The sequence below is a fragment of the Nocardioides sp. HDW12B genome, from assembly GCF_011299595.1.
Classification (GTDB): domain Bacteria; phylum Actinomycetota; class Actinomycetes; order Propionibacteriales; family Nocardioidaceae; genus Marmoricola_A.
This window is the reverse complement of record NZ_CP049867.1, coordinates 3,220,229-3,234,555: the sequence shown is the minus strand read 5'-3', so window position 1 is coordinate 3,234,555 and position 14,327 is coordinate 3,220,229. Positions and strand designations below refer to the sequence as shown.

Genomic DNA, 14,327 nt, shown 5'->3' with positions numbered 1-14,327 from the left:
GGTCAGGCTAGCGGAGCGGTGTCCGTCCCGGAGGCCTCCCTGGGGGTGGTCCCCGGGGCCCCGTGGACGACCACGTCGGTGGCCTTGACGCTGGCGTGCACGACGCGCCCGGGGACCAGCCCGAGCGCGGTGGCCGACTCCACCGTCACGTCGGCGATCAGCCCGCCGAGGGCGTCGAGGTGCACCCGCACCGCGAGCCCCTGGGGCACCACCGACACCACGCGGCCCTGCCAGTGGTTGCGGGCGCTGCCCGTGGGCGGGTCGACGCCGAGGGTCACCGCAGCGGGGGAGAAGGTGACGTCGGTCGGCCCGTCGTACGCCGTGGTGGTGACGAGGGTGCTGCCGTCCGGGAGGTCGACCAGGGCCCCCCGCGAGGCGCCGTGCAGGACGTTGAGCCCGACGAGCCGGGCCACGTGGGCGGTGCGCGGCTGGCGCGCGACCTCGTCGGGGGTGCCGTCCTGCGCGACCCGGCCGTCCTGCAGCACCACCACCCGGTCGGCCAGCGACAGGGCGTCGAGCGCGTCGTGGCTGACCAGCAGGGTGGCGCCGGGGAAGGTGTCGAGGTGGCGGCGCAGCTCGATGCGCAGCGACATCGCGACGGCGACGTCGAGCGAGGCCAGCGGCTCGTCGAGCATGAGCAGCCGCGGGTCGGTCGCCAGCGCCCGTGCGATGGCGACCCGCTGCGCCTGGCCGCCCGAGAGCGCCGAGGCGCGCCGGTCGGCCAGCTCGGCCACGCCGAGCTGCTCCAGCAGGCGCTGCGCCCGGGCCCGTGCCTCGGTGCGCGTGGTGCCGCGCGAGCGGGGACCGTAGGCGACGTTGTCGCGCGCCGACAGGTGCGGGAAGAGCAGCAGCGACTGGAACACGACCCCGACGCGGCGCTCCTGCACGGTGCGGCGCTCACGCGGCCGGTCCGGGTCGGCCGCCTCCCAGACGCTGTCGCCGTACCTCACGTGGCCCGCGCTCAGCGGCACCAGCCCGGCCAGCGCCCGCAGCAGGGTCGTCTTGCCCGAGCCGTTGGGCCCGACCACCGCCACGGTCTCGCCGGGCGCCACGGTCAGGTGGACGTCGAGGGTGTGGCCGGGCCGCCGGACGACCACCCGCGCGTCGAGACCGTCCTCCCGCGGTCCGGTCACCGGAGCGCTCCGAGCCAGCGCTCGCGCAGCAGCCCGAGGACCAGCACGGACACAGCCAGCAGCACGAGGCTGGTCGCGTACGCCGCCTCCGGCTCGCGCTGGAGCTTCTCGAACACCAGCAGCGGCATCGTCTGGCTGATGCCCGGGTAGTTGCCGGCGAAGGTGATGGTGGCGCCGAACTCGCCCAGCGAGCGGGCCCACGCCAGCAGCGTGCCGGCCAGTACGCCCGGCAGGACGAGCGGCAGCGTGACGGTGCGGAACGCCCGCCAGCGTCCGGCGCCCAGGGTGGCGGCCACGGCGTCGTACTCGCGCCCGGCGGCGCGCAGCGCTCCCTCCGCGCTGAGCACGAAGAAGGGCAGCGCCACGAAGGTGTGGGCCAGCACCACCGCCGTGGTGGTGAAGGGGATCGTGACGCCGAACGTCTCGCGCAGCGGGGCCCCGAGGAGCCCGTTGCGACCCAGCGACGCGAGCAGCGCCACGCCGGCCACCACGGGCGGGAGCACCAGCGGCACGGTGACGAGCGCACGCAGCACGCCCTTGCCGGGCACCTCGACCCGCGCCAGCAGCCACGCCAGCGGCAGGCCGAGCAGCACGCACAGGACGGCGGTGGTGGTCGCGACGCCGAGGGAGAGCACCAGGGCGCTGCGGACGTCGGGGTCGCCGAGCAGCTCGGGCAACCGGGTCCAGGGCGAGCGGCTCACCAGTCCGACGAGCGGCAGCACCAGCAGCACGACCGCGACGACGGCCGGGACGACGAGCAGGGCGGGCGGGCGGCCCAGGGCGGGCCGATCGACCGTGGCGGGTGGGGTCACGGGGACCCGTCGACGGGTGGGCCGAACCCGGCGTCGGCGAGCGCCTGCTGACCGTCCTCGCCCAGGACGAGGTCGACCCACGCCTCGGCCAGCTCGGGCTCCCGCGCCTCGGTGACGGTGGCGACGGCGTAGCGCGCCGGCAGGTCGGCCGCGCCGGGCACCTCGACCCGACGGACCTCGTCGCCGGCCGCGACCGCGTCGGTGACGTAGACGAAGCCGGCGTCGACCTCGCCGGAGGTGACCTTGGCCAGCACCGCCTTGACGTCCGCCTCGCGGGAGACCGGCTCGGCGGTGACGCCGGCGTCCTCGAGCAGCTGGTCGGCCAGCGCGCCGCAGGGGGCGGAGTCGACGCAGGTGACGAACTGGGCGTCGGCAAGGTCGTCGAGGGACGAGATCCCCCCGGGGTCGTCCGACGGGGTCACGAGCACGAGCTCGTTGGTGGCGAACTCGGTGGCCGCCGCCACGTCGTCGCCGGCCAGCTCCATGCTCGGCAGGTCGGCGGTCGCCAGGACGTCGGCGGGTGCTCCTTCGGTGACCTGCTGGGCCAGGGCGGAAGAGGACCCGAGGGACAGCCGCACCGTGACGCCGGGGTTGTCGGCCTCGAAGTCCTCGGCAAGCGCCTCGAAGGACTCCGTCAGGGACGAGGCGGCCAGGACGTCCAGGGTGACGTCCTCGGCACCCGACCCGCCGGACCGGCCGGACCCGCCGCAGGCGGTCAGGGTGGCGAGCGCGACCAGGACGACGGCAACGGCCCTCACGGCAGCTCCACCACCACGTTGGTGGACTTCACCGAGGCAACGGCGATGACGCCGGGGCTCAGGCCCAGCTCCAGGGCGGCCTCGGAGCTCATGAGCGACACGACGCGGTAGGGGCCGCAGACCATCTCGACCTGGGCCATCACACTGTCGTGCACGACCCGGGTCACGACGCCCCGCATCCGGTTGCGGGCGCTGACGGAGGCGGCGCGCCGGCCGTCCGACAGCCCCGGCGGCCCGGTCTCGGCCATGCTGCGCGCCAGGTCGGCCAGGTCCGTGCCGGCGATCCGCACGCGGTCGTCGGCGTCACGGTGGGAGGCGACGCGGCCGGCGTCGACCCAGCGTCGGAGGGTGTCGTCACTGAGGCCGAGGACGGCGGCCGCCTCGGTGATGCGGTAGTCGGGCACCCGGCGATCATGCCGCACCTGCGGCCCGAAAGCGACCGATCAGCCGCATCTGCGGGCCCACGTGCGGTGTGGCACCGTGATCGGGCTCCCGCACGGGCCCTGCAGAGCGTGGTCGGGCGGTTTCGGGGCGCCTGGGACAATGACGGGGTGAGCGAGCAACCAGCGAAGTACAACCGGTCCTTCTCCGGGATGATCGGCGCCATGGTCGTGCTCGTCCTGGTGGTGCTGGCCTTCGTGGCCTTCCGGGCCGTCAACCGCAACGACGCCACGGTCGAGATCGAGGCCGTCGACTACGCCGGTCCGGCCGACTACGCCCAGGACACGGCCGACTTCACCGTGCTCGTGCCCGACGAGCTGCCGGACGGCTGGAAGGCGACCAGCGTGCGCTTCGACCAGGGCCGCGACCAGACCTGGCACCTCGGGGTGCTGACCGACGACGAGAAGTACATCGGCCTCGAGCAGGCCGACCGGTCCGTGGGCGACCTGGTCGCCGCCTTCGTCGGCGAGGAGACCGAGGAGGCCGGCGAGGTCGACGTCGACGGCACGGCCTGGCAGCTGTTCCGCGACACCGCGGACGACGACCTCGCGCTGGTCACCGAGGACTCCGACGTCGTGACCGTCGTGGTCGGGTCGGTCGACGAGGACACGCTCACGGCGTACGCCGCCTCGCTGACGACGCCCTGACCCACCTCCTCACGCGAGACGCCGGTCGCGCAGGCGGCGCGGCGCTCAGCGGTCGGTGACGGCCTCGAGCCGCTGCCGGGCCCCGTCGAGCCACTCCTGGCAGACCTGGGCCAGGCGCTCGCCGCGCTCCCAGAGCGCGAGGGAGTCCTCCAGGGAGGCTCCGCCCTGCTCGAGGGTGCGCACGACGTCGAGGAGCTCGGCGCGCGCCTCCTCGTAGCCCAGTGCTCCCTCGCCGCCGATGTCGTCCGCGACTCCGGTGGTGGTGTCCTCGCTCATGCGTCGTCCTCGTCCTCGGGGTCGGGGTGTGCTTCGGGCGCGAGACCGTCGACGGTCATCGCCAGGTGGCCGGAGAAGAGCCGCGCGGTGACGTGGGCGCCCGCCGCGGTCTGGTCGGTGCTGGTGAGCACGTGCCCGTCCGCGTCCTGGACCACGGCGTAGCCGCGCCTCAGGGTCTCGCGCGGCGACAGCGCCCGCACCCGGGCGCGAGAGTGGTCGAGGTCGTCGGCGGCCCGGTCCAGCCGGTGGCCGAGCGTACGGCGGGCGCGGGCCACCAGCTCGTCGACCTCGGCCGCACGCTGCTCGAGCACCGTGGTGGGGGCGGCCAGCACGGGGCGGGCTCGCAGGTTGGCCAGCTGGGACAGCTCGTGGGCCAGGAAGGTGCTGAGGTGCCGCCGGGCACGGCGCCGGAGCTCGGCGACCCGCTCGAGCTCCTCGCCGACGTCGGGCACCAGCATCTTCGCCGCGTCGGTCGGGGTCGAGGCGCGGACGTCGGCGACCAGGTCGAGCAGAGGCGTGTCGGGCTCGTGCCCGATCGCGGAGACGACCGGGGTGCGGGCCTTCGCCACGACCCGCACGAGCCCCTCGTCGGAGAAGGGCAGCAGGTCCTCGATGGACCCGCCCCCGCGGGCGACGAGAATGACGTCGACGCTGCTCTCGGCGTCGAGCCGCTGGACGGCCTCCATCACCTCCCGGGCACAGCTGGGTCCCTGCATGGCGGCGTACCGGGTCTCGAAGGCGACCGCCGGCCACCGGCGGCGCGCGTTCTCCAGCACGTCGCGCTCGGCCGCAGAGCCACGGGAGGTCACCAGCCCGATGCGGTGCGGCAGGAACGGGAGGCGCTGCTTGCGCTCCCGGGCGAAGAGGCCCTCCGCGGCCAGCAGCTGGCGCCGCCGCTCGAGGCGGGCCAGCAGCTCGCCGAGGCCGACCATGCGGATGTCGTCGGCGACGAGGCTGAGGGTGCCGCGGTTGGTGTAGTAGCGCGGACGGCCGTGCACGACGACGCTCGCGCCCTCGACGACGGGCGGGTCGGCGGAGTCGATGACCTGGCGCTGGCAGGTGACCGACATCGAGATGTCGCCGAGGGGGTCGCGCAGCACGATGAAGACGGTGGCCATGCCCTGGCGACGGTTGAGCTGGGTGATCTGACCCTCGACCCAGACCGCGCCGAGGCGGTCGATCCAGCTCGTGAGCAGGGTGGCGATCTGCCGGACAGGGGCCGGCTGCTCGGGGCTGGTCTCGAGTGCCACGCAGGCACCCTAGCCCCGACTTCCGACCGGCCTCCTACGATGGGGTCATGAGCAGTGCTGACCTGGGGATGCCTCCCGTGCTGACCGCCGACCGCGCCGACGAGCGGGCGGTGCTGCTGGCTGCGCCGCGGGGCTACTGCGCCGGGGTGGACCGGGCCGTCATCACCGTCGAGAAGGCGCTGGACCTGTACGGCGCGCCCGTCTACGTCCGCAAGCAGATCGTCCACAACAAGCACGTCGTGGCCGGTCTCGAGGAGCGCGGGGCGGTCTTCGTCGAGGAGCTCGACGAGGTGCCCGAGGGCGCCACGGTCGTCTTCTCCGCCCACGGCGTCTCGCCGATGGTTCACGCCGAGGCCGCCGAGCGCGCGCTGAAGACGATCGACGCCACCTGCCCGCTGGTGACCAAGGTCCACCACGAGGCGAAGCGCTTCGCCGGCGACGACTACGACATCCTCCTCATCGGCCACGCCGGCCACGAGGAGGTCGAGGGCACCGCCGGGGAGGCGCCCGAGCACATCCAGCTCGTGGAGCGGCCCGAGGACGTCGCCGCGATCGAGGTCCGCGACCCGGCCAAGGTGGCCTGGCTGAGCCAGACCACGCTGTCGGTCGACGAGACTCTGGCCGTGGTCGACGCCATCCGCGAGCGCTTCCCGCTGCTGCTCGACCCGCCCTCGGACGACATCTGCTACGCCACGCAGAACCGGCAGATGGCCGTGAAGGAGATCTCGAAGGCCGCCGACCTGGTCATCGTGGTCGGGTCCGGCAACTCGTCGAACTCGGTGCGGCTGGTCGAGGTCGCCCTCGAGGCGGGGGCCAAGGCCTCCTACCGGGTCGACGACGCGAGCGAGATCGACGAGGCGTGGCTCGAGGGTGTCGAGCGGGTCTCCGTCACCTCGGGCGCCTCGGTCCCCGAGGACCTGGTCGACGGCGTGCTGTCCTTCCTGGCCGAGCGGGGCTACCCCGACGCCGAGGCGGTCCACACCGCAGAGGAGTCGTTGATCTTCGCGTTGCCGCCGGAGCTGCGGCGCGACATCCGCGCGGCCGAGAAGGCAGCCTCGAGCGCCTAGGAGCGGTCAGCGGCGGACGCGGAGGCGGCCGCCGTTGCGGATCGCCACCTGGCGCAGCGCGATGACGGCGAGCGTCAGGCCGTAGCCGAGGACGAGCGTCTGGGCCTGGTGGGCCAGGCCCGAGACGACCGCCTGGCCGGCGTTGTCGGAGGCGCGGGCCACCGAGGCCGGGTCGGCGATGCCGAGCACGATCACGACGACGCCCAGGAAGATCGGCGGGAAGACGCCGATCATGAAGAAGTCGCGCGGGCGCACCCACAGCGCGATCACGGCGCAGGCCGCGACGAACGCCAGGTCGAACCCGAGGCCCATGCTGCCGGTCACGAGGAGGTTGAGGCCGAGCACGGCGAGCAGGATCAGCGACGTCGCGCGGAGGACGAGACGGCCCGGGTGGTGCCCCTGCATCCACAGCGTCGGACGGGCCGGGCGCCGCGCAGGGTGTCGGCCCTCCGACGGTGGTGCCGTCGCGGTCGGCGTGCTGGACGACGGGTCGACCGACGGGGGAGCAGTGACCGGTCCGGTGTCGTCGAGGCGCTCGGCGGCGGGAAGGCCGTCCCGCGGTCCGGGCGCGGAGGCGGGGGCGTCGGTGACCTCGACGGTCACGGCGCCGGCGGGCTCGTGGGGCACGCGGCTGTGCACGAGCCCAAGGTACGGCGCATCAGGCCGACGACACGTCCGCCACGCCGGTGCCCGGGAGCGGTCCGCGCCCCGACGTCGGGACGCCGCGCTCCGGGTCGGCGACCCCCGCCCGCGGGTCGGCCACGAGCTCTTCGGCCGTCGGGGTGCGCGGGGCGACCTCGAGCGGGGCCGGAGAAGCCAGCTCCCGGTCGGTCATGCCCAGGGCGTTGAACCGCCGTGCCGTCACGAGCACCCGGCTCTCCAGCGAGCCCAGCGCCTGGTTGTAGGCGCCGACCGCAGCACCCAGGGAACGGCCGACCTTGTCCAGGTGCGCGCCCATCGTCGACAGGCGCTCGTGGAGCTCCCGACCGACCTGGAGGATGTCCTCGGACCGCTCGACCAGCGCCTCCTGGGTCCAGCCCAGCGCGACGGTGCGCAGCAGCGCGATGAGGGTCGTCGGCGTCGCCAGGATGACCCGACGCTCGGCCGCTGTCTCCAGGAGCGAGGGGTCGCTCTCCAGGGCGGCCGACAGGAACGACTCCCCGGGCACAAACAGCACGACGAACTCCGGGGTCCGCTCCAGCGCCCGCCAGTAGGACTTGGCCGCGAGGACGTCGACGTGGGCCCGCAGCTGGCGGGCGTGCCGGCGCAGGTGGGCCAGCCGCTCGTCCTCGTCGTCGGCCTCGGTGGCGTCGAGGAAGGCGTCCAGGGGCACCTTCGCGTCGACGACCACGCTGCGCCCGCCGGCGAGACGGACCACCAGGTCGGGGCGGCGCACCTGGCCCTCGGCGTCGTTGGTCGCGACCTGCTCGTCGAAGTCGCACCGTGCGACGAGCCCGGCCAGCTCCACGGCGCGGCGCAGGTGCAGCTCGCCCCAGCGGCCGCGGACCGACGGACGGCGCAGCGCGCTCGACAGCGACTGGGTCTCGCGGCGCAGCAGGTCGGTGGAGTGCTGCATGTCCTCGACCTGCTGGCGCAGCTGGCTCTGCCACGAGGCGCGGTCGACCTGGAGCGCCTGCATCTGCCCCTGGAGCTGCGCCAGCCGCTCGGCGACGACGGCCTCGCCCTCGACGCGGGACCGGTCGACGTACAGCTCCTCGGCGGAGCGGCCGCGCCGACCGGTGACCGAGGCACCGACGAGCAGGCCCACCACGAGTCCGAGGGCGGCCGCCAGCAGCAGGCCGAGAAGCATCGCGTCAGTCATGGGCCCACCCTGCCCGAGACGTCCGACAGAAGAGTCGCGCGGCGCCCTCAGTCCGCGAGCGTGACCACGACCGGGGCGTGGTCGGAGGCGCCCTTGCCGGCGCGCTCCTCGCGGTCGACGAACGCGTCCACGACCCGCTCGGACAGTGCGGCGGACCCCAGCACGAAGTCGATGCGCATGCCCTTGTTCCGCTCGAAGCGCTGGCGGTAGTAGTCCCAGTAGGTGAAGGCGTCCGGGCCCGGGTCGTAGGGCCTCACCACGTCGGTGAACCCGTCGTCGACGAAGGCGCGGAAGGCCGCCCGCTCCGGCTCGGTGACGTGCGTGCTCGTCGCGAAGACCGCCATGTCCCACACGTCCTCGTCCTGCGGGGCGACGTTCCAGTCGCCGCCCAGCGCCACCGGCACCTCGGGGTTGGCCCGGGACCAGGCGGTCGCCTCCGCGCGCAGCGCCTCCAGCCAGGCCAGCTTGTAGTCGTAGTGCGGGTCGCCGACCTTGCGTCCGTTGGGCACGTACAGCGACCACAGCCGTACGCCGCCACAGGTCGCGGCGAGCGCGCGCGCCTCCCTGACCGGCGGGTCGCCGTACTCCGGCATGGCGGAGAAGCCGGGCGTCACGTCCTCCAGCCCGACGCGGGAGACGATCGCGACGCCGTTCCACTGGTTGTAGCCGTTGGTCGCGACCTCGTAGCCCATCGCCTGCAGCCCCATCGTGGGCCACTGGTCGTCACGGGCCTTGGTCTCCTGCAGGGCGAGGACGTCGACGTCGTGGCGGGTCAGGAACGCCTCCACGCGGTCGATGCGGGAGCGGACGGAGTTGACGTTCCATGTGGCCAGGCGCACGCCGGGCAGGCTACCCCCGGCCCGACGCGGTCCACAGCGGCGTGTGCTCCCCGGTGCGAGCGGGCATGGTGTCGGGGTGACGAAAGCCGACGACCGCCGCCAGAAGCAGATCATCGACGTCCTCGGCGAGGCCTTCGCGCCGCTGATGAAGGCCGACCCCGCGGCGTTCCGGGTGAAGTACCGCAAGATGGCCGTCGACCCCTTCGCGTTCTACCGCGGCACCGCGTGCCTGTTCTACGCCGACGTCACCCCGGAGGAGGACCCCTGGGTCGACGAGCGCAGCGGCGGCATCTGGATCCACGGCGACCTGCACGCCGAGAACTTCGGCACCTACATGAACGCCGACGGCCGGCTCGTCTTCGACGTCAACGACTTCGACGAGGCCTACCTGGGGCACTACACGTGGGACCTCAAGCGCTTCAGCGCGAGCCTGGCGCTGCTGGGCTGGAGCAAGGCGCTGCCGGAGGAGGACGTCCGGTCCCTCATCGGGCGCTACCTGCGCGGCTACCTCGCCCAGGTCACGCACTACACCGAGGTCGTCGAGGACGACGACTTCGCTCTCCAGCTCCACAACACCGACGGGCCCGTCCAGGCGTTGCTGCAGAAGGCGCGCCAGTCCACCCGTGCGGCCATGCTCGACGGGATGACCAGCCAGGACACCGGCGTGCGCATGTTCAAGGAGGGGGGAGCGGCCCGCCACCTGTCCAAGACCGAGCGGCGCAAGATCGAGAAGGCGTTCGACGCCTACCTGGAGTCCATCCCCGACACCAAGCGCATCAACCGCTCGCTGTTCTACGACGTCCGCGACATCGTGGGGATGTCCGGCTTCGGCATCGGCAGCGCCGGGCTCCCGGCGTACAACGTGCTCGTCGAGGGCTTCAGCCAGTCGCTCGACAACGACGTGGTGCTGTCGATGAAGCAGGCCAACGTGCCGGCCGTCAGCCGCTTCGTCGACACCAAGAAGGTCGAGCGCTACTTCGAGCACGAGGGCCAGCGCACGGTCGTCAGCCAGCGGGCGCTGCAGTCGCACACCGACCCGAACCTCGGGTTCACCACGGTCGACGGCGTCGGCTACGTCGTCGCGGAGATCTCGCCGTACGAGATGGACCTCGACTGGGGCTCGCTCTACGAGCCGTCGGAGATCGCTCCGGTCGTCGAGCAGCTCGGCCGCGCCACCGCCAAGGTGCACTGCGCCTCCGACGAGGACAGCGACCAGTCGCTGGTCAGCTTCCAGGTCGAGGACGCCATCAGCGAGAGCCTCGAGGGGCGTCGTCGCGCGTTCGTCGAGGCGGTGACCGAGTTCGGCGTGGACTACGCCCAGAAGGTCCGCCACGACCACGCGCTGTTCGTCGACGCGTTCCGCACCGGCCGGATCGGCATCGCCGCCACCTGACCGGCGCGACCCGCCCCGGTGGCGGGTCAGGCGGGGAGCTCGAACCAGATCTCGGAGCCGACGCCCGAGGGGCCGTCGTCGATGCCGACCATCCCGCCGTGGGCCTCGGCGACCCGGGCGACCGTCGTCAGGCCGATGCCGTGACCGGGCGTGTGGGTGAGCCGTGAGAAGAGCGCGAAGACGCGGTGCCGGTCCTCCGGCGGGATCCCGATCCCATTGTCGCGCACGAGCACGCGCACCCCGAACGCCGTACGTCGTGCCGCGACCTCGATGACCGGGGCGACGCCGGGGCGGGCGAACTTCGCGGCGTTGCTGACGAGGTTCAGCAGGGCCGCGGCGATCAGTCCCTCGTCGCAGCGCACCGAGGGCATCGCCCCGACGGACACCGTCGCGCCGGTCTCGGTGATCAGGCCCTCCAGGTCGAGGACCACCTGCCGCGCCGCCTCACCGAGGTCGACCTCGACCAGGTCGAGGCCGCGCTGCACGTCGTTGAGCCGCAGCAGCCCGTCCACCAGGCTCGCCATGCGGGCGGTGCTCCGCAGCGCGCTGGCCAGCAGGTTGCGGCGCAGCGGCGACTCGTCGGGCGGCGTCGACTCCTCGAGCATCCCGAGGCTGGTGCTCAGCGCCGTCAGCGGCACCCGCAGGTCGTGGCTGACCTGGGAGGCCACGCTCACGACCTCGTCGTGCGCCCCGCGTGCGGCGGCCGCCTCCGCGGCCGCCGGGGCGTCGAGCTTGCGCTGGCGCAGGTCGAGGATGGAGGAGACGCTGTCGGCCAGCGTCAGGAGCGCCTGCTCCTGCAGCGGCGTCAGGTCGCGCGGGCTGGTGTCGAAGACGCAGAGCCGACCCACGATGGTGCCCGTGGGTGCGTGCAGCGGAGCCGACGCGTAGAAGCGCAGCGACATGATCCGCCCGTCGGCGAAGGGGCTCACGGCGAAGCGCGGGTCCTCGGCGGTGTCGGGCACGACCACGAGCTGGTCGGCACGCATCGTGTGCTGGCACATCGTGTCGGCGGCGTCGCTGGCCAGCGGGTCGATGCCGGCGGTGACCAGGTAGTGGAACTGGCCGTTGTCGGGCACGGCCACCGCGGCGATGTCGACGTCGCAGATGCTGTGCAGCAGGTTGACGATCTCCTGGACGTCGGTGTCCTGCGAGGTCGCGAGGACGTCACGGGCCAGGGCGCGCTCCGCCCTCGCCTCCAGCTCGTCCGGTGCCGATCTCATCGGCGCCACCGCCCTCACCCGTACGGGCTCAGCGGTCGGTTGCACGACTGCCACCCCGGCACACTCCCGTCCCGCTCCGGTCGACGACCCCTCGCCGACCCTTGCCCCACCTCGATGGTAGGGGGTCCGGAGCTGACATGCGGCGTTGTCTTACACGGACGCCCGCCCCGTGGACGCTCAGGGCACGCTCGAGGCCGCGGCGGCGAGCCTCCCGACGCCCGTCAGGAGGCGCTCCACGTCGCTCTCGGAGGTGTACGGCGCGAGGCCCGCCCGGACGGCGCCGGCGTCCCCGAGACCGGCGTGGCGGGACGCCTCGAGGGCGTAGAAGTGGCTGGCCGGGGCGTTGACCCCCTCGGTCGCCAGCGCCTCGTGGACCTCCCGGCCGGTGCGGCCGGCGACCGAGAAGAGCGCCGTGGGGGTGCGGTGGGTGGCGTTGCCGTGGAGGGTGACGCCGTCGATCCCCGCGAGCGCGTGCAGCAGGGTGCTGAACAGCGCGCCCTCGTGCACCTCGAGGTGGGTCATCGAGGCGACGATGCGCTCCCGACGGGTCGTGGCCGTGCCCGGCGCGAGGTCGGCGATGAAGTCGACCGCCGCGGTCACGCCGGCGAGGAGCTCGTAGGGCAGCGTCCCGAGCTCGAACCGCTCCGGGACGGTGTCGGTCGAGGGCAGCAGCTTGTTGGGCCGCAGGATCTCCAGCAGCGCCGGGTCGGCCGCCACCGCGCCGAGGTGCGGCCCGAAGAACTTGTAGGGCGAGCAGGCCAGGAAGTCGGCGCCGAGGGCCGCGCGGTCGACGACGGCGTGCGGGGTCAGGTGCACCGCGTCGACGTACACGAGGGCACCGGAGGTGTGGGCGGCGTCGGCGATGGCGCGGACGTCGGGCCGGGTGCCGAACAGGTTGGAGGCGGCGGTGACCGCGACGAGCCGGGTGCGGTCGGACAGCAGGGGCGTGACGTCGTCCAGCTCGGCGGTAACAGGGTCGAAGCCGAGCCGCTTGACCGTGGCGCCGGCGCGCTGGGCCCAGGTGACCCACGGGCGGAGGTTGGCGTCGTGGTCGAGCGTCGTGACGATCACCTCGTCGCCGGGGCCCCAGTCGTCGGCGAGCGTGCGGGCGACGTCGAAGGTCAGCTGCGTCATCGAGCGGCCGAGGACCACGCCGCGGGGGTCGCTGCCGAGCAGGTCGCCGAGGGCGGCGCGAGCGGCGACGACGACCTCCTCGGCGCGACGCTCGGACGCGGTCACGGTGCCGCGGTTGGACAGCCCCGCGGTCATGGCGTCGGCGACGGCCCGCGCCACGACGGCCGGGACCTGGGACCCGCCGGGCCCGTCGAAGTACGCCGTACCGTCACCGGTGTCGCTGAGGGCCGGGAACGCGGCCCGGACGCGGGCGGTGAACTCGGCGGCGGTCTCGGGTCTCGGCTGGTCGCTGCTCACCCGGCAGACGGTACGTCGTGCACGATTCGGCTCCGCGTCCTGCGCCGCCGTAGAATCCCGGCACGTGGCACTCACCATCGGGATCGTCGGTCTCCCCAACGCCGGCAAGTCGACCCTGTTCAACGCGCTCACCAAGAACGACGTGCTCGCGGCGAACTACCCCTTCGCGACCATCGAGCCGAACGTCGGCATCGTCGGTGTGCCCGAGCCGCGCCTGGCGAAGCTCGCCGAGATCTTCTCCTCGGCCAAGATCCTGCCCGCCACCGTCGAGTTCGTCGACATCGCCGGCATCGTCGCCGGCGCCTCGCAGGGGGAGGGGCTGGGCAACAAGTTCCTCTCGCACATCCGCGAGTCGGCCGCGATCTGCCAGGTCACGCGCGTCTTCCGCGACGAGGACGTCACCCACGTCGACGGCGAGGTGAACCCGGCCTCCGACATCTCGACGATCCAGACCGAGATGATCCTGGCCGACCTGCAGACCGTGGAGAAGGCGATCCCGCGTCTGGAGAAGGATGCGCGCGGCCGCAAGGAGCTCAAGGCTAACCTCGACGCCACCAAGGAGGCGATGGAGGCGCTCGAGGCGGGCACGCCGATCATCGCCACGACGATCGACCGCGACCTGATCCGCGAGCTGTCGCTGCTCACGGCGAAGCCCTACATCTACGTCTTCAACTGCGACGCCGACGAGCTCGGCGACGAGGACCTCAAGCAGCAGATGCGCGACATCGTGGCGCCGGCCGAGGCGATCTTCCTCGACGCGAAGTTCGAGTCCGAGCTCGTCGAGCTCGGCGACGAGGACGAGGCGCGCGAGATGCTCGCCGAGATGGGCATCGACGAGCCCGGCCTGGACGTGCTGGCCCGCGTCGGCTTCGACACCCTCGGCCTGCAGACCTACCTGACCGCCGGGCCGAAGGAGTCGCGCGCCTGGACGATCCGCAAGGGCGCCACCGCTCCCGAGGCCGCCGGCGTCATCCACACCGACTTCCAGAAGGGTTTCATCAAGGCCGAGGTCGTGTCCTTCGACGACCTCGTCGGGTCCGGGTCGATGGCCGCGGCCAAGTCGGCCGGCAAGGTCCGCATGGAGGGCAAGGACTACGTCATGGCCGACGGAGACGTCGTGGAGTTCCGCTTCAACGTCTGACGGCGGAGGCCGGCGCGGCCGAGCCCGGATCGTGTGCATCTGCTGCCGCCAGGGTGACTCCGATCGCACACGATCGCGCGACCACGGCGAACCATCG

15 protein-coding genes are annotated in these 14,327 nt (G+C 73.2%); 4 read left to right on the top strand and 11 right to left on the bottom strand.

The features are described from left to right. Window positions 1-2: 2 nt before the first annotated feature. The 4 genes from G7072_RS15070 to G7072_RS15055 are packed head-to-tail and all read right to left on the bottom strand — an operon-like array spanning window position 3 to window position 3,107. The gene (locus G7072_RS15070) at window positions 3-1,133 is read right to left on the bottom strand and encodes an ABC transporter ATP-binding protein (protein WP_206063152.1); all 1,131 of its coding nucleotides are present in this window, start codon (window positions 1,131-1,133) and stop codon (window positions 3-5) included. Continuing rightward, window positions 1,130-1,945: an ABC transporter permease gene (locus tag G7072_RS15065; RefSeq protein WP_240916976.1), complete on the bottom strand. Its 816-nt coding sequence runs from the start codon at window positions 1,943-1,945 to the stop codon at window positions 1,130-1,132. The genes G7072_RS15070 and G7072_RS15065 overlap by 4 nt, the downstream gene beginning before the upstream one ends. Beyond that, a complete protein-coding gene (gene modA / locus G7072_RS15060) occupies window positions 1,942-2,703 on the bottom strand; it encodes a molybdate ABC transporter substrate-binding protein (RefSeq protein WP_166087757.1) in 762 nt (253 codons plus the stop codon). The genes G7072_RS15065 and modA overlap by 4 nt, the downstream gene beginning before the upstream one ends. Further along, window positions 2,700-3,107 carry a TOBE domain-containing protein gene (locus G7072_RS15055; RefSeq protein ID WP_166087755.1) on the bottom strand — a complete coding sequence of 136 codons (408 nt, stop codon included), beginning with the start codon at window positions 3,105-3,107 and terminating at the stop codon, window positions 2,700-2,702. Before G7072_RS15055 ends, modA begins: the two co-directional genes overlap by 4 nt. Before the next feature lie 147 nt (window positions 3,108-3,254). Between G7072_RS15055 and G7072_RS15050 the strand changes: the two genes are divergently transcribed. Continuing rightward, window positions 3,255-3,791: a DUF4245 domain-containing protein gene (locus G7072_RS15050; protein ID WP_166087753.1), complete on the top strand. Its 537-nt coding sequence runs from the start codon at window positions 3,255-3,257 to the stop codon at window positions 3,789-3,791. Window positions 3,792-3,836: 45 nt separating this feature from the next. Here the strand turns inward: G7072_RS15050 and G7072_RS15045 are convergent, their stop codons facing one another. Together G7072_RS15045 and xseA are read right to left on the bottom strand one after the other, a co-directional pair. Next, complete coding sequence (locus G7072_RS15045) at window positions 3,837-4,067, bottom strand: exodeoxyribonuclease VII small subunit (RefSeq protein WP_166087751.1); 231 nt, start codon at window positions 4,065-4,067, stop codon at window positions 3,837-3,839. Continuing rightward, window positions 4,064-5,317, bottom strand: a complete 1,254-nt coding sequence (gene xseA / locus G7072_RS15040; RefSeq protein ID WP_166087749.1) for an exodeoxyribonuclease VII large subunit — start codon at window positions 5,315-5,317, stop codon at window positions 4,064-4,066. The genes G7072_RS15045 and xseA overlap by 4 nt, the downstream gene beginning before the upstream one ends. Before the next feature lie 47 nt (window positions 5,318-5,364). Between xseA and G7072_RS15035 the strand changes: the two genes are divergently transcribed. Further along, window positions 5,365-6,384: a 4-hydroxy-3-methylbut-2-enyl diphosphate reductase gene (locus G7072_RS15035; RefSeq protein WP_166087747.1), complete on the top strand. Its 1,020-nt coding sequence runs from the start codon at window positions 5,365-5,367 to the stop codon at window positions 6,382-6,384. A 6-nt stretch (window positions 6,385-6,390) separates the two neighbouring features. On the opposite strand, the gene G7072_RS15030 is transcribed toward G7072_RS15035, so the two are convergent. The 3 genes from G7072_RS15030 to G7072_RS15020 are packed head-to-tail and all read right to left on the bottom strand — an operon-like array spanning window position 6,391 to window position 9,045. Further along, on the bottom strand, window positions 6,391-7,023 hold the full coding sequence (locus G7072_RS15030; protein ID WP_166087744.1) for a DUF6542 domain-containing protein: 633 nt from the start codon (window positions 7,021-7,023) through the stop codon (window positions 6,391-6,393). 19 nt (window positions 7,024-7,042) lie between these two features. Beyond that, entirely contained in the window at window positions 7,043-8,206 is a 1,164-nt protein-coding gene (locus tag G7072_RS15025; RefSeq protein WP_166087742.1) for a DNA recombination protein RmuC, read from the bottom strand. A gap of 47 nt (window positions 8,207-8,253) precedes the next feature. Then, entirely contained in the window at window positions 8,254-9,045 is a 792-nt protein-coding gene (locus G7072_RS15020; protein WP_166087740.1) for an exodeoxyribonuclease III, read from the bottom strand. A gap of 76 nt (window positions 9,046-9,121) precedes the next feature. Here G7072_RS15020 and G7072_RS15015 point away from each other — a divergent pair, with 76 nt between their 5' ends. Beyond that, window positions 9,122-10,438 carry a DUF2252 domain-containing protein gene (locus G7072_RS15015; RefSeq protein WP_240916975.1) on the top strand — a complete coding sequence of 439 codons (1,317 nt, stop codon included), beginning with the start codon at window positions 9,122-9,124 and terminating at the stop codon, window positions 10,436-10,438. Window positions 10,439-10,464: 26 nt separating this feature from the next. Here the strand turns inward: G7072_RS15015 and G7072_RS15010 are convergent, their stop codons facing one another. Continuing rightward, window positions 10,465-11,658, bottom strand: a complete 1,194-nt coding sequence (locus tag G7072_RS15010) for a GAF domain-containing sensor histidine kinase (RefSeq protein WP_166087735.1) — start codon at window positions 11,656-11,658, stop codon at window positions 10,465-10,467. Window positions 11,659-11,835: 177 nt separating this feature from the next. Then, on the bottom strand, window positions 11,836-13,089 hold the full coding sequence (locus G7072_RS15005) for a cysteine desulfurase-like protein (RefSeq protein ID WP_240916974.1): 1,254 nt from the start codon (window positions 13,087-13,089) through the stop codon (window positions 11,836-11,838). A 64-nt stretch (window positions 13,090-13,153) separates the two neighbouring features. On the opposite strand from G7072_RS15005, the gene ychF reads away from it, so the two are divergent. After that, window positions 13,154-14,230, top strand: a complete 1,077-nt coding sequence (gene ychF, locus G7072_RS15000) for a redox-regulated ATPase YchF (protein ID WP_166087731.1) — start codon at window positions 13,154-13,156, stop codon at window positions 14,228-14,230. Window positions 14,231-14,327 lie beyond the last annotated feature (97 nt).